Annotated in this window: 18 protein-coding genes and 1 tRNA gene; 10 read left to right on the top strand and 9 right to left on the bottom strand. The window is 52.8% G+C overall.

Annotated features, from left to right (window positions below; translation table 11 throughout):
* The first annotated feature begins 145 nt into the window (after positions 1-145).
* The 3 genes from radD to PZBJ_RS18485 all read left to right on the top strand — a co-directional run bounded on the left by radD (position 146) and on the right by PZBJ_RS18485 (position 6,363).
* Positions 146-1,900, top strand: a complete 1,755-nt coding sequence (gene radD, locus PZBJ_RS18495; RefSeq protein WP_101763689.1) for a DNA repair helicase RadD — start codon at positions 146-148, stop codon at positions 1,898-1,900.
* A gap of 131 nt (positions 1,901-2,031) precedes the next feature.
* Positions 2,032-2,316 carry a 50S ribosomal protein L25 gene (rplY, locus tag PZBJ_RS18490; protein ID WP_101763688.1) on the top strand — a complete coding sequence of 95 codons (285 nt, stop codon included), beginning with the start codon at positions 2,032-2,034 and terminating at the stop codon, positions 2,314-2,316.
* 216 nt (positions 2,317-2,532) lie between these two features.
* A complete protein-coding gene (locus tag PZBJ_RS18485; protein ID WP_101763687.1) occupies positions 2,533-6,363 on the top strand; it encodes a S6 family peptidase in 3,831 nt (1,276 codons plus the stop codon).
* Positions 6,364-6,398: 35 nt separating this feature from the next.
* Here the strand turns inward: PZBJ_RS18485 and yejK are convergent, their stop codons facing one another.
* Positions 6,399-7,403, bottom strand: a complete 1,005-nt coding sequence (gene yejK, locus PZBJ_RS18480) for a nucleoid-associated protein YejK (protein WP_101763686.1) — start codon at positions 7,401-7,403, stop codon at positions 6,399-6,401.
* 158 nt (positions 7,404-7,561) lie between these two features.
* On the opposite strand from yejK, the gene PZBJ_RS18475 reads away from it, so the two are divergent.
* The 3 genes from PZBJ_RS18475 to PZBJ_RS18465 all read left to right on the top strand — a co-directional run bounded on the left by PZBJ_RS18475 (position 7,562) and on the right by PZBJ_RS18465 (position 9,713).
* On the top strand, positions 7,562-7,789 hold the full coding sequence (locus tag PZBJ_RS18475) for a YejL family protein (protein ID WP_036648480.1): 228 nt from the start codon (positions 7,562-7,564) through the stop codon (positions 7,787-7,789).
* 22 nt (positions 7,790-7,811) lie between these two features.
* On the top strand, positions 7,812-9,566 hold the full coding sequence (gene yejM / locus PZBJ_RS18470) for an LPS biosynthesis-modulating metalloenzyme YejM (protein ID WP_101763685.1): 1,755 nt from the start codon (positions 7,812-7,814) through the stop codon (positions 9,564-9,566).
* Between the two features lie 70 nt (positions 9,567-9,636).
* Positions 9,637-9,713: transfer RNA gene (locus tag PZBJ_RS18465), tRNA-Pro, on the top strand.
* Between the two features lie 51 nt (positions 9,714-9,764).
* Here the strand turns inward: PZBJ_RS18465 and arsC are convergent.
* From arsC to PZBJ_RS18450, 3 genes are read right to left on the bottom strand one after another with little or no spacing between them, the layout of a single operon-like run.
* Entirely contained in the window at positions 9,765-10,190 is a 426-nt protein-coding gene (arsC, locus tag PZBJ_RS18460) for a glutaredoxin-dependent arsenate reductase (protein ID WP_101763684.1), read from the bottom strand.
* 12 nt (positions 10,191-10,202) lie between these two features.
* The gene (locus PZBJ_RS18455; RefSeq protein ID WP_101763683.1) at positions 10,203-11,492 is read right to left on the bottom strand and encodes an arsenic transporter; all 1,290 of its coding nucleotides are present in this window, start codon (positions 11,490-11,492) and stop codon (positions 10,203-10,205) included.
* 41 nt (positions 11,493-11,533) lie between these two features.
* The gene (locus PZBJ_RS18450) at positions 11,534-11,854 is read right to left on the bottom strand and encodes a metalloregulator ArsR/SmtB family transcription factor (RefSeq protein ID WP_101763682.1); all 321 of its coding nucleotides are present in this window, start codon (positions 11,852-11,854) and stop codon (positions 11,534-11,536) included.
* A gap of 291 nt (positions 11,855-12,145) precedes the next feature.
* Between PZBJ_RS18450 and PZBJ_RS18445 the strand changes: the two genes are divergently transcribed.
* Both PZBJ_RS18445 and PZBJ_RS18440 read left to right on the top strand, forming a co-directional pair.
* Positions 12,146-12,349 carry a hypothetical protein gene (locus PZBJ_RS18445; protein ID WP_008105079.1) on the top strand — a complete coding sequence of 68 codons (204 nt, stop codon included), beginning with the start codon at positions 12,146-12,148 and terminating at the stop codon, positions 12,347-12,349.
* A gap of 77 nt (positions 12,350-12,426) precedes the next feature.
* Positions 12,427-13,152 (top strand): 4'-phosphopantetheinyl transferase family protein, encoded by a 726-nt coding sequence (locus tag PZBJ_RS18440; protein WP_101763681.1) that lies wholly within the window; start codon positions 12,427-12,429, stop codon positions 13,150-13,152.
* Positions 13,153-13,308: 156 nt separating this feature from the next.
* On the opposite strand, the gene PZBJ_RS18435 is transcribed toward PZBJ_RS18440, so the two are convergent.
* The 3 genes from PZBJ_RS18435 to apbE form a co-directional block, all read right to left on the bottom strand.
* Positions 13,309-14,961 carry a multidrug ABC transporter permease/ATP-binding protein gene (locus PZBJ_RS18435; protein WP_101763680.1) on the bottom strand — a complete coding sequence of 551 codons (1,653 nt, stop codon included), beginning with the start codon at positions 14,959-14,961 and terminating at the stop codon, positions 13,309-13,311.
* Between the two features lie 515 nt (positions 14,962-15,476).
* A complete protein-coding gene (gene alkB, locus PZBJ_RS18425; protein WP_101763679.1) occupies positions 15,477-16,118 on the bottom strand; it encodes a DNA oxidative demethylase AlkB in 642 nt (213 codons plus the stop codon).
* 11 nt (positions 16,119-16,129) lie between these two features.
* On the bottom strand, positions 16,130-17,167 hold the full coding sequence (gene apbE, locus PZBJ_RS18420; RefSeq protein WP_101763678.1) for an FAD:protein FMN transferase ApbE: 1,038 nt from the start codon (positions 17,165-17,167) through the stop codon (positions 16,130-16,132).
* A 402-nt stretch (positions 17,168-17,569) separates the two neighbouring features.
* On the opposite strand from apbE, the gene PZBJ_RS24240 reads away from it, so the two are divergent.
* A complete protein-coding gene (locus tag PZBJ_RS24240) occupies positions 17,570-17,728 on the top strand; it encodes a hypothetical protein (RefSeq protein WP_167391201.1) in 159 nt (52 codons plus the stop codon).
* A gap of 3 nt (positions 17,729-17,731) precedes the next feature.
* Here PZBJ_RS24240 and PZBJ_RS18415 read toward each other — a convergent pair whose 3' ends face one another.
* On the bottom strand, positions 17,732-18,187 hold the full coding sequence (locus PZBJ_RS18415; RefSeq protein ID WP_101763677.1) for a nuclear transport factor 2 family protein: 456 nt from the start codon (positions 18,185-18,187) through the stop codon (positions 17,732-17,734).
* A gap of 93 nt (positions 18,188-18,280) precedes the next feature.
* Between PZBJ_RS18415 and PZBJ_RS18410 the strand changes: the two genes are divergently transcribed.
* Complete coding sequence (locus tag PZBJ_RS18410; protein WP_101763676.1) at positions 18,281-18,844, top strand: TetR/AcrR family transcriptional regulator; 564 nt, start codon at positions 18,281-18,283, stop codon at positions 18,842-18,844.
* Between the two features lie 24 nt (positions 18,845-18,868).
* On the opposite strand, the gene ompC is transcribed toward PZBJ_RS18410, so the two are convergent.
* Entirely contained in the window at positions 18,869-19,993 is a 1,125-nt protein-coding gene (ompC, locus tag PZBJ_RS18405) for a porin OmpC (protein WP_101763675.1), read from the bottom strand.
* Between the last annotated feature and the right edge of the window lie 182 nt (positions 19,994-20,175).

Genomic DNA, 20,175 nt, shown 5'->3' with positions numbered 1-20,175 from the left:
GCGGGGGAAACTGAAACGGTGTTTTTGTCCGTTAAGAAAGTGTGGGCAGTATAGCTTGATCCTTAGAGTGCTAACAGTAGTGAACCTGCGTTTAACTGGCTTTCATGGCATAATGCGCGTCCGTTCCAGAAAAAAGTTTGCCCCGATGTCATTCTCCCTGCGCCCATACCAACAAGAGGCGGTTGACGCCACCCTCAACCACTTTCGTCGCCATACCACGCCTGCGGTGATTGTGCTGCCGACCGGCGCGGGTAAGAGTCTGGTGATTGCTGAACTGGCGCGGCTAGCGCGTGGACGGGTATTGGTGCTGGCCCACGTCAAAGAGCTGGTGGAGCAGAATCACAGCAAATATCAGGCTTATGGACTTGAAGCAGACATCTTCGCCGCGGGTTTGCAGCGCAAGCAGAGCGAAAGCAAAGTGGTGTTTGGCAGCGTGCAGTCGGTGGCGCGCAATCTCAACCGCTTCGATAGCGCCTTTTCACTGGTGATCGTTGATGAGTGTCACCGCATCAGTGATAACGAAGAGAGCCAGTATCAGCTGCTGTTCGCCCACCTGCGGCAGCACAATCCGCAGTTGCGCCTGTTGGGTTTGACCGCCACGCCCTTCCGTCTCGGCAAAGGCTGGATCTACCAATTCCACTATCACGGCATGGTGCGCGGCGATGAGAAAGCACTGTTCCGCGATTGCATTTATGAGCTGCCGCTGCGCTATATGATCAAACATGGCTTTCTGGTGCCGCCGGAGCGCTTAGATATGCCGGTGGTACAGTACGATTTCAGCCGCCTGATCCCGCAAAATAATGGCCTGTTTAGCGAAGCCGATCTCAACCGCGAGCTGAAACAACAGCATCGCGTAACGCCGCATATTATTCGCCAGATTATTGAGTTTGCTGAAGATCGCCGTGGCGTGATGGTGTTTGCCTCCACCGTGGAACATGCCCGTGAAATCCTCACGCTGCTGCCTGAAAACAGCGCGCTGGTCTCGGCGGAAACAGCAGTAAAGGATCGTGACCGCTTGATTGGTGCATTTAAAGCGCAGCAGCTGAAGTTTCTGGTCAACGTTGCCGTTCTGACCACTGGCTTTGACGCGCCCCACGTGGATTTGATCGCCATTTTGCGCCCTACCGAATCCGTTAGCCTCTACCAGCAGATCGTCGGTCGCGGTTTACGCTTGTCACCCGGCAAAACCGATTGTCTGGTGCTGGATTACGCCGGTAATCCACACGATCTTTTCACCCCCGAAGTCGGCGCGCCGAAAGGGGCCAGCGACAATCAGCCGGTGCAGGTGTTTTGTCCCGCCTGCGGTTTCGCCAATACCTTTTGGGGCAAAACCACCGAAGATGGACACATTATCGAGCATTTTGGCCGCCGCTGTCAGGGCGTACTGGAAGATGATGAAGGCGAGCGCGAACAGTGTGATTATCGCTTTCGCTTCAAAAGCTGCCCGGATTGCGGCGCCGAGAATGACATCGCCGCGCGGCGCTGCCATCAATGCGACAAAATTCTGGTCGACCCGGATGACATGCTGAAAGCGGCGCTGAAACTGAAAGATGCGCGCGTGTTGCGCTGCGCCGGCATGACGCTGGAGCAAGGACGCGATGATAAAGGCGAATGGCTGAAAGCCACCTATTTCGATGAAGACGGCACCAGCGTCAGCGAGCGTTTTCGCCTGCAAACGCCGGCACAACGTAAAGCCTTTGAGCAGCTGTTTATGCGCCCGCATCAGCGCGCGCCGGGCGTGGAACTTGGCTGGCAAACCGCAGCGGATGTCATCGCCTTACAGCCTTTATTGCGTCATCCGGACTTTGTGGTGGCACGCGCAAAAGGCCATTTCTGGCAGATTCGCGAAAAAATGTTTGATTATCAGGGCCGTTATCGCCGTGCCAATGAGCTGCGTTAAGCGGCGGAATCATTTGCCCCTGCAGCATCATTGGGGCTATAATGCCGCCCGCTTTTGCATCCGTAAAAGCAGTTTGAATAACCGTCCTGTTGCTGGGTCGCCTGTAGCAGGAACTATTGAAGAGACATCAAATGTTCACTATTAACGCTGAAGTACGTAAAGACCAGGGTAAGGGTGCGAGCCGCCGCCTGCGTGTAGCAAACAAATTCCCGGCCATCATCTATGGCGGAAATGAAGCACCAATTGCTATCGAACTCGACCATGATGCAGTGATGAACGTACAGGTTAAACCTGAGTTCTACAGCGAAGTGCTGACCATCGCGGTTGATGGCAAAGAAGTTAAAGTTAAAGCTCAGGCGGTACAGCGTCATCCGTTCAAGCCAAAACTGTTCCACATCGACTTCGTTCGCGCTTAATCGCTGAATGAGTTGAAGGTAGAAGGGCCGGTTGCGAAACCGGCCCTTTTATTTTAGGTATAAAAAATAACCCGACATCTTCCCTTCCTAAAAACCCCTGTCTTTCATTTCTCTCTGCCTTCGTTTATTTGAGACTGTTCTTTACCATGAAGCTTTCACAAACCATGGAGAATGCCGTTTTAACATTTCTCCAGAATTTGTCTGCAAGGACTTCAAGTGAAAAAAATAACTGCCTTGGGCTATGGCATCATACTCATCTCATTTTCTGGCTATGCGGGCGTAATGCGTCATGACATTAACGTGCAAGAATACCGTGATTTTGCCGAGAATATGGGTAAATATCGTGTCGGCTTAAGCAATATTCCCATTTTTAAGAAAGATGGCGAGCTGAGTGATTATCTTGATTTTGCCATGCCCGACCTTAGCAGTGTATCTCGTCGCGGGTTTGCCACATTAATTAATCCATCCTATGTAACCACCACACGGCACGTAACCGCTTTGGGTAGCGTTTATTTTGGCGGTCCTTCTGCTTATTCCACCCGTTATCTTTTTATTAACCGCAATCAATCCGCCGTTCAGGATAATATTCTGCCACGGTTAAACAAAGTTGTAACCGAAGTAGCGCCAATAGATTATGTAGAACGTAATGAGCTTCAGAAAGGACATGGCTCTCGGTATATTGCTTATGTGCGCGCGGGTGCTGGTGAAATGACACAGGTCACAAATGACCTCACTGAGAAAGAGTTCCTGGCCAGTGCCTATAAATGGTTAGCGGGTGGAACAATTAATATTGACACCATTACCTTCAACAAAGAAAAAAATGACGATTTCTATTGGATTCAATATGAACCTGGCCATCAATATTCATCCGCTTTATCAATATCAACCGGCGGCGGTGACAGTGGCAGCCCTATTTTCGTCTACGACAATGTTGATAAAAAATGGAAACTCGCTGGTGTACATTATGGTGGTTATGGTAGCGCAACGCCTTATGGTCGCAAAGTTATCTCAACACGTTTTAATGAAGAATATTTTAATGGGATTATTGCCAACAATATCTCTCCCGATGTCACTGATTTTGCGAATAATGGCCCAATTTACTGGAATGCAGATAAGCTGGTCCAGGGTAGTAAAAACTGGGGTTGGCAAGGTTTAGACAACACATATCGTCATTTGGCGCCAGGCAAAGCCAGCCTTATTGAACTTGATGCAACCAAAGATATTCGCTTTAACGGCGCGGGCGGAGACATTATTCTTAATGAGGCCGTTAATCTGGGAGCAGGCAAACTACAGTTTTCTAATAACTACACCCTGAAATCTGCAGAGAATGTGGGCGCAACCTGGGTGGGCGGCGGCGTTGAAATCGATGAAGGGAAAAAAGTCATCTGGCAAGTGAATGGACTCAAAGATGATGATTTACACAAAATTGGCGGTGGCGTCTTACATATTAATGCTACAGGTGTCAATGAAGGCGGACTGAATATCGGCGATGGCACCGTTATTCTGGATCAACAAAAAGATGCGCAAGGAAATCGTCAGGCATTTTCTCGACTGTATTTAGCGAGCGGTCGGCCTACCGTTATTTTAGCGAGCGAAGACCAGGTTAATCCTGATAACATTTATTTTGGTTATCGTGGGGGGACATTGGATCTTAATGGTAATAATCTCATAATGCGAAAGATTAATCACACGGATAGCGGTGCGGCAGTGATCAATCAGAGTGAGTTAACCTCGGCCAGTCTAACGCTTACAGGGTACTCACGTAGCGATATCAACATTAACACCTGGAGCAGTGTCGACATTGGTAATATTGGTGATATTTATGAATATTATAATTCGAGAACGCAACGTAAAGAGTATTTTCAATTAAAAAAAGAGAAGTATTGGTACTTCCCCACAAATCAGCAGGACAATGAAGACTGGAAGTATCTGGGATATGATCTGGTTCAAGCAGTCGATTATCGCCTATCGCAGTTAAATGATTTAGTTTTCCGCGGAGACATTGGCACGCGCTCGTCGGATAAAACTAACGGTGCATTAGATGTGAATTTATCTCCGGAGAGTGGAAATACACATTTCGCACTGAGCGGTAATATCCATTTAAATGGAAATATCAACGTCAATAAGGGGACTCTTCTGCTGTCCGGGCAACCCGTTCCTCATGCCGGCGGCCTGATCATTGACAACGATTGGTACACTTCCTCTTACACCGCCAATAACATTGTAGTCAATGACAATGCACGTTTACAGGTCGGTGAATACGCGCAGGTTAAAGCCGATATCCAGGCGGGCGACAACAGCCAAGTTATCCTTGGCTACCATCCCGACGCTGCTGATGAGCAGCAAATTTTACGCTGCACCTCGCCGGTGCAAAGCACTAAGGGCAGCTGCAAAGTTGCACAGCGAAACGCGGAAGAGTTACGTTTCCTTCCCGCCAGCTCGGTCGAGGGCAATATCACGCTGGGCGATAACGCCATGCTCCATCTTGGCAAAGTCGATTACCACGGCCACATCAACGACAGTCACTCAGCGCGAGTCACCCTGAGCAGTGAGACATTCTGGAACATGAATGGTAACAGCCGCTTGCATCGGATGGATGCAGGTAAAGGCGGTATCATCTCGCTTCTTGCTGCAGATGAAATGGCCTGGACGCCGAAGCTGCTCTCTGTGGAACATCTGACGGCAAATCATCTGCAGCTTGGTTTCGGCATCGCGCCACAGTCCGCCATCAGCGACAGTTTATACATTGGGTCCAGCGTGCAGGGCGGCAGCAACACCCTCGATCTTGGCTTTATGCTGGGTGAAACCTTCCCCAACCGCATCGCGAAAGAGATCGTGCTGGTGAACGCGCCCGCCGGAACCGCGCACGACTATTTCACGCTACCTCCGGTCAAACGCGGGTTCTCGCTCTATACCGCTGATTATCAGGTTGTGGAAGAGAATGGTCGCGTGAAATGGATCATTGCCAAAACGCCGGATCCGGTGTTACCACCCGATCCGATAATTGACCCCGATCCGGAGACTCATCCCGAACCCGACATTACGCCTGAACCGGAAGTTAAGCCTGAACCGGAAGTTAAGCCTGAGCCTGAAGTGAAACCTGAGCCCGGGATCACGCCAAATCCGGGTACTGCAGAAGACTGGTTTGAGATCATTGATAATCAGCCGCTGGTGCAGAGTACTCGCGCCCTGCTCGCTTCGCGCCACTACCTGTTCAGTGAAATCAGCAATATGCTGACCGATCGCGCTCAGCTCCTGCGCGGTAACCATGAAAATAGCGGCGCATGGGCCAGCCTCAGCCAAAATCGCGGCAGAATGGATAGCGTAACGTTAAAAGACAGCAGGCTAGAGATCGGCGCCGATGCGCAAGCGGATGCCTGGCTTTATGGCGTGACCGCCAGTTACAGCCAGGGAAATGCCGGGGACGAAGCCAGCATTAGCCATAAACTGAGCACTCTGGGCCTGTATGCAAGCGGAATGAGCGATGAAGGATGGTTTATGGATCTTGCTGCCAGCTACCTGCATCTGCGTCAGGACATTCACCTTGACCCGGTATTGGGAGTAAAAAGCACCTCAAAAACCAGCCATATGCTGGCAGGCAGTGCAAAATGGGGTAAATCCTACCCTCTGCTGGATGCGTCTTTCACGCTATCGCCTTACCTGAAAGCCAGCGCAGGCTATTTACCGGGTTACACGCTGGAAAGCAGAGAGGCCAGCATTGCCCTGAGTTCAGCCATGCCGTGGGGACTCGCGCCGGGTATTGAAGTCAGCAAGCAGGGGCTCGGTACGCTGCTGCCACGCGTGCGATTCAGCGCCACCGTTGAAAAACAATTTTCACCGGGCCGTTCTGGCTCTTCACTAACCCTTGAGGATCGCCACAGCCGACGCATTTATGGCGCGCTGGACGACGATCGTTATCGGGTTCATCTGGGTTTAGAAGGGAAAATCAGCGACAACTGGTCAGCGAATATTGGCGCGAAGCATAGCGTTGGTGGCAAGTTCCGCACCGATTCTCTCATCAGCAGTGGCATAAACTATTCGTTCTAATAGAAAAGCCGGGCACTTTGGTGACCCGGCTTTTTTCATTTACTGCTGGTGCGGCGTTGCAGCTGATCGCGCAAATTCGGTGGTGTGCCTTTAATGGTCAGCGTGTCGGTTGTGGGATCCCAGAAGATGCGTTCGCCGAGCAGCATGGCATCAAAGTTCAGGGTTAATCCGCCGCCGCTGCCCGCAAACTTGGTCAACTGGCGCAAGGTGCTACGATCCGCTGGGAAGGTCTCTTCCAGCTCGTAACCTTGCTCCTGGGTGAAGGCCTGAAACGTTTTTTCTCCCAGCGGCGGTAATTCACTGGAGAGATCGTGTAGCGCAATCTCTTCGCCGGCCTGCAGCTGATCGTTACAGTAGCTGTAAACCTGCTGACGATAGTTCTGACGCTCGTTTTTATCGAGATCCGATTCGGCGCAGTAATCATCAACCGCTTGCAGCAGCCCACGGTTTTGCGCTTTGGTGTCCAGACCGACGCTAGCACCAAGGAAATCCATGAAGAAATCCGCCACTTTACGCCCCACGCGACCGCGCAGGAAGGTCAGATAACGGGTGGATTCCGGGTTAGTTTCCCACTCGGTGAGATCGATACGCGCCACAATATCCGCATGATTGATATCGAGATAATGGGTGCTGCTGATATCCAGTTGCTCGTTGACGCGCATGCTCGACTGGCTGTTGAGAACCGCAATCAGCAAATATTCCACGGCCAGATAGCGATAGTGCAAAAACAGCACCACGCCGCCTTCCGCAAACGGATATTTGCTCAGTTCATCACGCAAACGTCCGGTTGCCGCACGGCTAAACGCCAGAAAGTCATCTTCCCCTTTGCGGCAGTTACGCAACGCATCGGCCAGTTCGCTATCTTCGTTAAACAGGCCGTAAGCTTTGCTTTTGGCGCTATATACCCGGTGCAGCTCTTCTGCCATCTCTTCAACCGCGCGGGTAGCAGGCAGCAAGGTGTCGCGCAGTACCAGTTCAAGCTGGTTTTCATCACGTTTAACTAACTGATGCAGGGCAATCTGGTCGATATCCAGACTCATGGTAGACTCTCCTTTTAGCTCAGGCGCGTATTCAAACACCGCCCGCAGCCGCTTTCAACTGCCAGCACAAACTGATCGCTCTGCTTGCGATAAAATTGCGGAAAAAAATGCGTTGTTACGGTAATATACCGCCTTTTCACCCTTGATTAGACGACGATATGCCACAATCATCCCGTTACAGTGACGAACGCGTGGAAAAGCTCCTCGCAGAGATGGCGCAGATTCTTGAAAAAGACAAAGCGCCAACCGACCTTTCCCTGATGGTATTGGGTAACATGGTAACTAACTTGATCAATACCAGCGTTTCACCGGCTCAACGCCGCACACTGGCTCGATCTTTCGCGGATGCGTTGCAGTCATCCGTACGCGATGATAACGCTCATTAATATGCAGATTTGACCTCATAATATGGTAACCAACCGGCAGCGCTACCGTGAAAAAGTCTCCCAGATGATCAGCTGGGGGCATTGGTTTGCCCTGTTTAATATTATCTTCGCGTTAATTTTAGGCAGCCGCTACCTGTTGGTCGCCGACTGGCCCGCGTCACTCGCGGGACGTATCTATGCCTATACCAGCTGGATCGGTCATTTCAGTTTCATCGTCTTCGCCGGTTATCTGCTGATCATCTTCCCGCTCACTTTCGTGGTGATGTCACAGCGATTGCTTAGGGTGTTGTCGGCGATTGTCGCCACCGCCGGGCTGACGTTGATTATGGTCGACAGCGCGGTGTTCAGCCGCTTCCACTTGCACCTCAATCCGGTGGTGTGGGAGCTGGTGATAAACCCTGATCAAAGCGAGATGGCGCGCGACTGGCAGCTGATGTTTATCAGCGTGCCGCTGATTTTCCTCGTCGAAATGCTGTTCGCGACCTGGAGCTGGCAAAAGCTGCGCAGCCTTAATCGGCGCTCGTTCGGCAAGCCGCTGGCTGCGCTGTTTATCAGCGCCTTCTTCGCCAGTCACCTGCTCTATATCTGGGCCGATGCCAATTTCTATCGCCCAATTACCATGCAGCGCGCCAACCTGCCGCTCTCCTATCCAATGACCGCGCGTCGCTTCCTTGAGCGTCACGGTTTGCTGGATGCGCAAGAGTATCAGCGCCGTCTGGTGCAACAGGGTGATCCGGAAGCGTTGTCAGTGCAGTATCCACTGAGTGACATTACCTTCCGCGATGGCGGTACGCGCCACAATCTGCTGGTGCTAACTGTTGATGGTCTGAACAACGCCACGGTGGAAAAAGCGCTGCCGTCGCTTCATCAATTCGCCAGTGAGAACGTGCGCTTCACCCAGCACTTCAGCGCGGGGCTACAGCCGGAAAAAGGGTTATTTGGCCTGTTCTACGGCATCTCTTCCAGCTATATGGATGGCGTGTTAGCGTCGCGTACGCCTTCCGTGCTGCTGAATGCGCTGAACGCGCAAGGCTATCAGTTTGGCTTGTTCTCATCGGACGGCTTCAGCCAACCGCTGTATCGTCAGGCTTTGTTAGCCGATTACTCGCTGCCGCAGGCCGATACCCAACCGAATAGCACCACGGTGACGCAGTGGCAGAACTGGCTCAATGGCCACAAATCAAACAATGCGCCGTGGTTTTCGTGGATTGCACTTAACGGTGTGACGGTCAATGGCGACAACCTAAAAGCGCGCCAGCGTAGCTATACGCGTCAGGCAAGCGGTGTCGACGAGCAGATTAAGGCGGTGCTGCAAACCTTGCAGGATCGCGATTTGCTGAAAAATACCGTGGTGGTGATCACGGCGCAGCGTGCGGTCAATCTGGATAGCAACGATGACAATCCAGGTAACCGTGCGACGTTACAGGTGCCGCTGGTGGTGCATTGGCCGAATACGCCAGCGCAAACCATCGATCGTCTGACCGATCAGCAGGATGTGATGACCACGCTGATGCAGCGCCTGCTGCACGTGCGCACTAATCCCGCTAACTTCTCGCAGGGTGAAGATCTGTTTGCCGCACAACGCAGCCACGATTGGGTGGCGAGCAGCGAAGATGGCAAGCTGGTAGTGACCACGCCAACCGTGACGCTGGTGCTGAATAACAATGGCAGCTACAGCGCTTACGATGCGCAGGGTAACAAACTGAAAGATCATAAACCGCAGCTGGCGTTGTTACTGCAGGTGCTGACGGAAGAGAAGCGTTTCGTCGCAAACTGATTAATTATGAGGCAGTTAAATGCGGCTCATATTGCAATCGTGCGTAGAAACAGTAATATTCTTCCACGTTCGGCACGTAGCGCAGCCTGGTAGCGCACGGTCATGGGGTGTCCGGGGTCGGAGGTTCAAATCCTCTCGTGCCGACCAAAATCCAAAAAAGCAGCCTTATGGCTGCTTTTTTATTGTTTCTAATTCGGTCTAAACGATTCGATTACCCTGCTGATCTATCACCTTCTCACCATCCTCCTTTCTGAATTCGCCCTGCTGCGCATCGGGAAGAATATCGAGCACGGCTTCTGAAGGCCGGCACAAACGCGTTCCCAGCGGGGAGACAACAATCGGACGGTTAATCAGGATGGGATAATTCAACATCGCCTCGATGAGTTGCTCGTCACTAAAACGCTCTTCAGCCAAACCCAATTTTTCGTAGGGTTCGACATTGTTGCGTAATAAAGCGCGCGCATCGATCCCCATCGCGCTAATCAACGCCTTAAGTTGCTCACGATTTGGCGGCGTCTCAAGATAAAGAATAACGGTAGGTTCAACGCCGCTATTGCGTATTAACGCCAGCGTGTTGCGCGATGTGCCGCAAGCGGGATTGTGATAAATGGTGATGTCAGTCATGGTGCTCTCTTCTTAATGGGACAACGTCAGGCGCAGGGCCAGCGCGCTAAGGGTGACGAGCAGCACGGGCAATGTCATCACGACACCCACGCGGAAGTAATAACCCCAGCTAATGTTGATGTTCTTCTGGTCGAGTACGTGCAGCCATAGCAACGTGGCGAGACTGCCAATCGGCGTAATTTTTGGCCCCAGGTCGCAACCAATAACATTGGCATAAATCATCGCTTCCTTTATCACGCCCTGCGCGCTGCTGGCATCAATCGACAGCGCACCAATCAGCACCGTTGGCATATTATTCATTACTGAAGAAAGCAGCGCCGTCACCAAACCGGTACCCAAGGTGGCGGCCCATAAGCCGTGGCTGGCAATGAGGTTGAGTAAGTCAGAGAGATGTTGCGTCAGCCCGGCATTTTTAAGGCCATAAACTACCAGGTACATGCCGAGCGAAAAAATCACGATCTGCCAGGGCGCGCCGCGTAACACTTTACCGGTGTTAATCGCCTGACCTCTTTTGGCAACGATAAACAGAATTAACGCGCCCAGTGCGGCGATAGCACTGACTGGAATGCCCAGCGGTTCCAGCAGGAAAAATCCCACCAATAGCAACAACAGCACCAGCCAACCGGCTTTAAAGGTAGCGGGATCTTTTATGGCTTCAGCTGGTAGTTTGAGGCGTGAAACCTCATAGCTGGCGGGAATGTCTTTGCGAAAGAAAAGGTGCAGCACTATCAGCGTGGTGATAATAGCGGCAATATCAACCGGAACCATCACCGCCGCGTAAGCGTTGAATCCCAATTTGAAGAAATCTGCGGAAACGATGTTAACCAGATTGGATACGATCAGCGGCAAACTCGCGGTATCGGCGATAAATCCTGCTGCCATGACGAAAGCCAGCGTTGCACCTTTACTAAAGCCCAGTGCCAGCAGCATTGCGATGACGATCGGCGTCAATATCAGAGCCGCACCATCATTGGCGAAAAGCGCGGCAACGCATGCACCGAGCAACACGATATAGGTGAAAAGCAGCCGCCCTCGCCCACTTCCCCAGCGCGCTACGTGCAAAGCGCACCACTCAAAAAAACCGGATTCGTCCAGCAACAGGCTGATGATAATGACGGCGATAAAAGCCGCTGTCGCATTCCAGACGATATGCCACACAGCGGGAATATCGTTTAACTGGATAACGCCGGTCACCAGCGCCAGTAAAGCCCCTATCGTTGCTGTCCAGCCAATGCTCAGGCCGCGCGGCTGCCAGATGACAAACACGATGGTCAAAACAAATATTGCGCCTGCCAGAAACATCACGCCTCCAATGCATTCGAATAATCGAATGTGTTTAATGATTATTCACAACCCGTAGCAGCGGCGTTCTTCAGCGACTCACGCACTTCCTCACGCTGGCTATTCCAGGCCGTATCGATAATCGATGCAGCCCAGGCCGGCATATGCGGAGAAAGGCGATAGTGTATCCACTTGCCTTCACGTCGATCCAGAATCAGCTCAGCATCGCGCAGCAAGGCAATGTGGCGTGAAATCTTTGGCTGTGATTGTTGGGTAACGGTGCAGAGATCGCAGACACACAGCTCTCCGGCTTCTCGTAATAATAAAACGATCGTCGTACGCGTTTCGTCAGCAAGCAGTTTGAAAAGTTGAACAGGGAGCATTGGGCCAGGTTCCAGTAAAAATCTATTACATATGGTAATTCATATGTGTTGGAAGTAAAGGCAGAATATAAAGTCTGGCGATTTCATATGTTTTCCATGCAATAAAGCATTCTCAGATTATCGCCAAAGAAATGCTGATTATTGGCTTTTAATCAGTAACTTACCGAAAGCAACTCAACCCGAGCCAGATCACATTTCTGGATAAATGTTACAGCGCTTCATCAAATTGAAACAAAACTGTCACAGACTTCTCTTACTCTTACAGCTCTTGTTTTTTCGATGGAAACCATTATGGTCATCAAAGCAAAAAACCTGCAGGATGCGGAAGAACTCCTGCACTCGGGTATCAATAAAGTTGAACTGGCTTACGATATCGGCAGCGACGATTTCTTCCGTCTCGCCTCGCGCTGGTGCGATCGCGGTGCGCGCATCACCAAAGGCCATCAGCACTTCGTGGTGCAGATTAAAGGCATGGCTATTCCGCCAAATAACTAAAAGTAGGCGAGCCCCTTTGGCTTGCTCTCCATCCGGCTGGCTGGTAAAACTACGTTTTCCGTCAGCCGTGATTTTTTATGTTCGCCTCTGAAACGCCGCTTGCCCTGCCCTCTTCCCCGTTTATCCGCGCTGCTGGCATGTCGCTGGATACATTGCCGATCGCCTGGTGCGAATTCGATCAACATCACTGGCATGCTGAATTGCACCAGGCGTGGCAACTGCCGCTGCCCGCGTCGCTACAGAGCGCGGTGACGAAACGCAAAGCCGAGCATCTGGCGAGTCGCTGGCTGGTACAGCAAAACTTCGCGCACTTCGGTTTACCGCACTTTGTGTTGTGTAATGCGCCCGATCGTTCACCGTTGTGGCCCGCCGGCATTCAGGCGTCGCTGTCGCATACGCACAGCGTTGCGGTGATGGCTGCGACGCGCGAGCCACTGTGCGTGGGTGTGGATGTAGAGCAGATTATGGCGGAGGAAACCGCCGATGAAACCGCTGAGATGTTGATGAGCCCGGCGGAAAAACAGCGCCTGCTGGCGCGGCCTATGCCCTTTGCCCAGGCCGCTACGCTGCTGTTTTCATTGAAAGAGAGTGTGTACAAAGCGCTGTGGCCGCAATTGCATCAGCCAATGGATTTTCTTCAGGCGGAAGTGCTGGAACTGGACGTGCAGCAAGGCCGCGCAACGCTGCGGTTGTGTCAAGATTTTGATGAGTATTTCACCACCAAAGCGCTGCTGCAGGCGCGTTTTTGGCTGGCTGGAGATCGCGTGATTACGCTGCTGACGCATCCGCTCCCGACAAAATAAAAAACCGGCTCAGAAATAAACCTGAGCCGGTGACAACACAAGACGACAGAAAAGTGTTCCAGGGACGCAGAAACGAGGATTTCTGCTGGGAGTGACTTTACTCACTCCGCAACTTCTTGCCCAATAAGGGTTTTTGCTAAGCTTTCCCGGCTGGCGTTAATGGCCGGTATCGGTACGTTGCACCGCATCCAGCGTTGCCATCTCGCGTTCGTTACCGGTTAACTCACTTAGTTGACCTTCGCGCATCTCCAGCAAGCGATCGGCGTGAATAAAGTAGTGATCGTCATGACTAATAGCGAACACCGTTTTACCCGATTCCTGTAACCATGGCAGCAGCTCACGATAGAAGATGCGACGGAAATGCGGATCCTGATCCGCCGCCCATTCGTCGAGCAACAGAATATCGCGCTCTTCGGCGGCTGCCAGCAGCAGCGCCAGACGTTTGCTCTGCCCTTTCGACAGTTGCAGATTAAGCACTCTGTTGCCTTCCAGCTTAAGCTTGTCCTGCATCTTCAGACGTTCCAGCCACTGCTGCACCAGCGCAGGATCGGCTGGCTGCCCTTGATCGCCGATGAGGCGATCAAACAGATGCACGTCGGTAAACACCGCCGAGAAATGTTTGCGATAAGCATCGAGGTTTTGCCAATCCACCACCTTGCCATCCAGCAGCAAACTGCCCGATTGCGGCTGATAGAGGCCGGTGAGCAGCATCGCCAGCGTCGATTTTCCGCTGCCGTTGCCGCCAATCAGGAACACCAGCTCGCCGCGGCGCAGCGTCAAATTGATCGGCCCAACCTGGAATCCGTGCTCGCCGTAGTGGAAGCAGACGTCGCGCAGCTCCAGCGTTTGCCAGTCGCTGACTTTTGGCAGCGCCTTGAACTTTTCTTCATAGGGCGCCAGTTCAAACCTGTTGAGCTTGCGAAACGCCACCTGCGCGCTGAGCAGCGTCGGCAAGGCGCCGACCGCCGCCAACAGCGGTGTGCGCAGGAACAGCAGCGTCAGCGAATAAGTTGCCGCCACCGCCGTATTTGCCCAGCCCAGCCCGTTCGCCATAAAGAACACGATGCCAATCGCGCCGAGCATCATGATATTCGACCAGTTCACCGCGCTGAGGTGGAAGGTATCGGCGCGCACGATGTGGTGGCGATAGCTTTTGGCATTCTCCTGATAAACGCTGTCGTAAATAAGCTGCGCACGTTCGCGGTTAAGCTGCAGCTCTTTACGCCCTTCGATAATGGTCTGGAAATCGCGATACAGGTCATCTTCGATTTCACGCAGCTTAGCCATGTGCTGATAAACGCGTGATACCAGCAACCAGCCGCCAACCAGCGTTACCACCAGCCACAGGCAGGTGATCAGCAGCATTTTTGGCGAGAGCCAGGCGAGATAAAGCGCCGAACCGAGCGTAATAATGATGCCCTGAATCAGCTCGGGTAAACGCACGAAGGCGATGGTGATGGCGCGCACATCGCTGGTGAGACCGGCCAGCAGTTGGGCATTGCCAATCTGTTCGATGCGCTCCACGCGCGTATCAAGAATCCTTTTGATGAATTCGCCGCGCAGCCGCCAGACAAAGTGATGGCCGAGCATAGTCAGCGCCAGCTGGGAGCCGAGCGTCACCGCCATTAGCAGGAACAGCTGACCAAGGAAACTCGGCAGCACCGAAATCGAGGTATTCACCGCGACGATCAGCTCATTATTGATATAGGCAATCAAACCAATACCAAGCACGGCGCTTAACAATGTAAGAAGAATGACGCCAATAAAAGGCCAGCGGTACTGGCGAAAAACGACTTGCAGCAATGCCATCAAAGGGTTCCAGCGGTCAATAAAGCAGCCTGCAGTTTAATGTCGCCTTGGCTGATAGCAAGAATAATTCTCATCTCAAATTTGCCTAAGTAGAATGTGTCTCGCCGCTCGTTTGGTAGCGGCGCGATTTATTGCGAAATGCTTGTCAGATAAGAAGGTATTTTGTTTTGAAAAGGCATTATCTGTGCGGGCTCTGACACGTCTGCGCCTCTGGCAAATGAGCCCTTTTCAATAATAAGCACTGAAGTTGATGAGCAGGCCGGGGCCGCTTTTGGGCCGGCAATCCGCAGCGCTGAACGAAGCGAGGAAGCCAGGAGAGCCCGCAGGACGCGGGCGAAAGGCGGAGCCGGGACATGGAAGTCCCGTCTCCGCCGGTCCGTCAGGCAGACGAGCGAAGTGAAGGTACCGCGTAAGCGGCGCGAGGACCGCCGGACCAAAAGTGGCACCGGCCAGCGCCTTCATTAATGGCTTAACTAACATGTATTACGCAATAAATTGCGCCGCCACAAAAATGCCTAAAATGCGCGGCGGAAAGTCAGGTTGAAACGGAAAGCGCCTGCCTGCGGATGAATGCCAGGTTTGAGCGGCAGAATACCGTGATAACGCAGGCGCGATGGCCCGCCCCACACCACGATATCGCCATGTTCCAGCAGCACGCGCTGGGTGGCGTCGCCGCGTTCGAAACCGCCGAACTGGAATACCGCAGGCAATCCCAGTGAAACCGACACAATCGGCTGGCGCAGATCCTTCTCATCTTTATCCTGATGCAGCGTCAGTTTTGCGCCGGGTTCATAGCGGTTAATCAGGCAGGCATCCGGATTGAAACCGGCAAAGCCCGCTTCGTGCGCGGTTTGCTGCGCCAGCTCGCGGAACAGCGCGGGCATCGGCGGCCAATGGTGTCCGCTGTTGCTGTCTTGCTCGGTATATTGATAGCCGCGCGAATCGGTGGACCAGCCAAAATCACCACAGTTGGTCATCGCCACCGACATGCGATGGCCACCGGGCGTGATGCGATGGGCAAAGGGATTTTTCGCGGCGATATCGTGAATCGCCGCCAGCAGCGCATCGGCCTGTTCGCGAGCGCGACGCCGCAGAATCACCGCGCCATCCGCCAGCGGTTCCTGCCACGGCGCTTCGTCACTAAATAAATCCAGCATGTGCGCCTCCTTTATTGAGATGCCTGATCGATGAGGAAGGTTTTAAACTGCGGCGACATCCAGTGAGTAAAACCGTCGCCCTGCTTGCTGATCAAATAGACCGCCAGATGCTCTTTCACCGCTAACGCTTTAGCGCGTTCGCTGCCGAGCACCATCAAACCGGTATCCCAGCCATCCGCTTCCAGCGCGGTGGTGGCTATCACCGTTGCCGACACCAGCTTGTGCTCAATCGGTCTTCCGGTAGTCGGATCGATGACGTGCGAAATGCGTTTGCCATCCAGTTCATAATAGTTGCGATAGCTGCCGGAGGTGCTAATGCCGTGTCCTTGCAGATCGACGCGCGCTTCCACCGCATTTTCGCGATCGGTGGGTTTCTGGATCGCCACGCGCCACGGCTGCTGATTAGCATTGACGCCACGGCTCAATACTGCGCCGCCCACTGAAACCACATAATCAGTGATGCCTTGCTGCTCCATCAGACGCGCCAGATGATCGGTGGCATAGCCTTCGCCCATGGTGGAGAGATCGACATACAAGCCGGGCAGATCTTTCTGCAGCCATTGACCGTTAACGCCCTGAATCACGCGCAGATGCTGCAAACCGGTCCGCGCTTTAGCAGCGGCGATTTCTGCCTCGCTGGGGGTATGCGCCGGTTGCTTCGTCGGGCCAAAACCCCACAGATTGACCAGCGGGCCCACGGTGATATCCATCGCACCCGACGTTTTATGCCCGATTTGCAGCGCTTCAGTGACGATGTCCGCCATGTCAGCGCTTACCGGCTGCGGTGCGTTGCCTTGATACTGATTAAAGTGCGACAGCACCGAATCGCTTTTCCACGTCGAGAGTTCGCCGTCATCGCGATCCAGCTGTTGCTGGATCAGCTGTTGCAACGCCGCTTTACGCTGCGGATCAACGCCGGCGACGCTGACGCGCCACACGGTGCCCATGGTTTTGCCTTCCAGCACCATCGCGGGTTGGCTGCTGTTTTTTTCGCAACCGCTGAGTCCTAATGCCAGCAGGCTAATTAGCAGAATGTTCTGAAAACGCATCAATTCCTCATCTGTAACCCATTACTACAGCCAATTACAAAGCATAACTCGCTTGTAAAGCAGTCTAAAGCTGCTTGATGTTCGATAAACGCTGACACAGGATAACCGGTTCCTGCAACGTTATGCCTACAGGAGCATCAGATGATTTATATGATTATTGCCGTAACCGCCGGGCTGTTTATTTATGGCAGTTTCAAATGTTGGCAGACGTACCGCCATCGCCTGATTCAGCACTATCCTGCACGCCGACGTTAAATTATTGCACCAGAAAATCACCCTTCTGCACCGCTTCAGCGCTGGCGCAGTGTAGCAAAGTCGCTGCAAGCCGCGTGGCGCTGAGAGCGGTGCGCTGGCATGAATGCTGCATTGTTGAAGATGAGTTGAACTTCAGCGAGGTGCAGAATGGAAAATAGCAAAACACAAAACAGTAAATGGCAGCACTGGCTGAGCTTCTCGGCCTTTACGCTGGCGGGTGTCGCGATGGAAGGTAGCCTGAGCGCCATCACCAACCCGCCGCCGCAACCGGCGCCCAAAGCCAAAAAATGGCGCGGTATCCAGTAATCCTTACAGTCCCAACTCACTCAGGCCCGGATGATCGTCCGGGCGCGTGCCGGCTGGCCAGTGGAAAAGACGCTGATCTGCGCTGATCGGCAGATCGTTGATGCAGGCAAATCGCTGAATCATCAAACCATCGGCACCAAAGTGCCAGTTCTCATTGCCATAGCTGCGAAAGCAGTTACCGCTGTCATCATGCCATTCATAGGCAAAGCGCACCGCCAGCTTATCTTCATGCCACGCCCATAACTCCTTGATCAGTCGATAATCCAACTCTTTGATCCACTTACGCTGCAGGAAGGTCACGACTTCTGCGCGTCCATTGACGAATTCACTGCGATTGCGCCAGCGCGTATCTTCGCTGTACACCCGCGAAACACGCTGCGCATCGCAGCTGTTCCAGGCATCTTCCGCCATGCGGACTTTCTGTAATGCGGTTTGTTGATTGAACGGTGGCACCAGCATGTTATTTCTCCCTATTATGTAGACAGGTCTGTCTACTTGATCCATCCTGCCGTATGTAGACAATTCTGTCTACATGCAAACACAGGAATTTTTATGCTTGAGCCTCTGATCTTTGATGCCACCGCCTCCGCGCGCGATCGTATCTTGCTATGCGCGCAACAGCTGTTTTACCAACAAGGCATTCGCGCCACCGGTGTGGATAAGGTGATTGCGCAAGCGGGGGTGACCAAAGTGACTTTCTATCGTCACTTTCCGGCGAAGAATGCGCTGGTGCTGGCGTTTTTACAGCAGCGCCATCAGCGCTGGATGCTGGCGTTTCGCCATGCGCTGAATCAGCATGCGGCATTGATCGATGCGCTGCCCGCGGCGTTACTGAGCTGGTTCAGGGATGACGATTATCGCGGCTGTGCGTTTATCAATACCGCCGCGGAGCTGGGCGACACGTTAGCGGAAGCCAGCGAACTGATTCGTCAACATAAGCGTGAGATGGCGCAGGCGATCAGCGACAAGTTGATGCCCGCTCAGCAGGTCAAAACGGCGCAGATTGTGTTGCTGGTTGAGGGCGCGATTGTGCAGGTACAGATTGGCGAGGAGGCGGAACGGGTGGTCGAGGTGCTGCGTGCCGCGCTGGAGGCGCTGCTGAAAACGGGAGCGTGACCGGCAAGTCACGCTCCATCACCCTTAGAACTGGTAAACCAAGCCCAGTGCTACGACGTCATCGGTATTGATACCGGCTGCGTCGGTGAAGTTGTTGTCGTCCAGCAGGTTGATCTGGTAATCAACGTAGGTCGACATGTTTTTGTTGAAGTAGTAAGTTGCGCCTACATCAATGTATTTCTTCAGGTTCTGGCTGCCGTAACCTTCGATGTCAGAGCCGCGAGAAGAGACAAACGCCAGAGATGGACGCAGGCCGAAGTCGAACTGGTACTGTGCCACCAATTCCCAGTTATCCGCTTTGTTGGCGTAACCGTAAACGGTGCCGCTATCGCTGGCGCCGAAACGCGTTGCGTTGTATGAACGGCTGTACATTGCGGCCAGGTAAACGTTGTTAGCGTCATACTTCAGCGCGCCGCTGTAAGCTTCGGCTTTATCACCGCGACCCAGGATGTTGGCGGTACGTGGATTGTTACCGTTCTGGTTATTGGTACGGTCAGACTGGAACATCGCTGCACCAATACCGAAACCTGAACCCAGATCGTAAGTGGTGCTCAGGCCGTAGCCGTCACCGTTCTCGCCCAACACATCACGACCAGAGCCAGTAGATTCGGTTGGGTTATCGTTTTTGCCTTGATACTGAACCGCGAAGTTCCAGCCATCGACTAAACCGAAGAAGTTGGTATTACGATAGGTTGCGAGGCCGTTGCTGCGCTGGAACAGGAAGTTGTCCGCGCCGTAGGTATCGCCACCGAACTCTGGCAGAACGTCAGTCCATGCGCCGAGATCGTACATCACGCCGTAGTTACGGCCGTAATCGAATGAACCCGCATCACCAAATTTCAGACCGGCAAAACCAACACGCGTATAGCTGTTAGCGGTGCCTTCGCTTTCTGCGGTGTTCAGTGCAGCCTGGTATTCCCACTGGCCGTAACCGGTCAGCTGATCGGTCACCTGAGTTTCACCTTTGAAGCCAAAACGCAGGTAAGACTGGTCACCGTCTGAGCCAGAGTTGTCAGAAAAATAATGCAGACCGTCCACTTTGCCGTAGAGGTCTAATTTGTTGCCATCTTTATTGTAAATTTCAGCTGCGCTTGCTGATCCTGCCACCAGCAATGCAGGAATCATCAGGGAGAGAACGCGACGTTTCATTTTTATTACCCTCTTTAATGTGCCTTTATTTTTGCCACTGCGAACTGAATGATTAAAAATTCAGCCGGCAAGCCATTGTTATTTTATGTTGGGCAATAATCTATCACGAAAATGCTACTAAATTTCCAAAACTGTTTCAGTGTATTAAATAGTTATTTCAGGATGTAAATTCAGGGGAACTA

It is taken from the genome of Pantoea endophytica (genome assembly GCF_002858935.1).
GTDB classification, from domain to species: Bacteria; Pseudomonadota; Gammaproteobacteria; order Enterobacterales; family Enterobacteriaceae; genus Pantoea; species Pantoea leporis.
The sequence above is the reverse complement of the archived record's forward strand: the minus strand, read 5'-3'. Positions and strand labels throughout refer to the sequence as shown.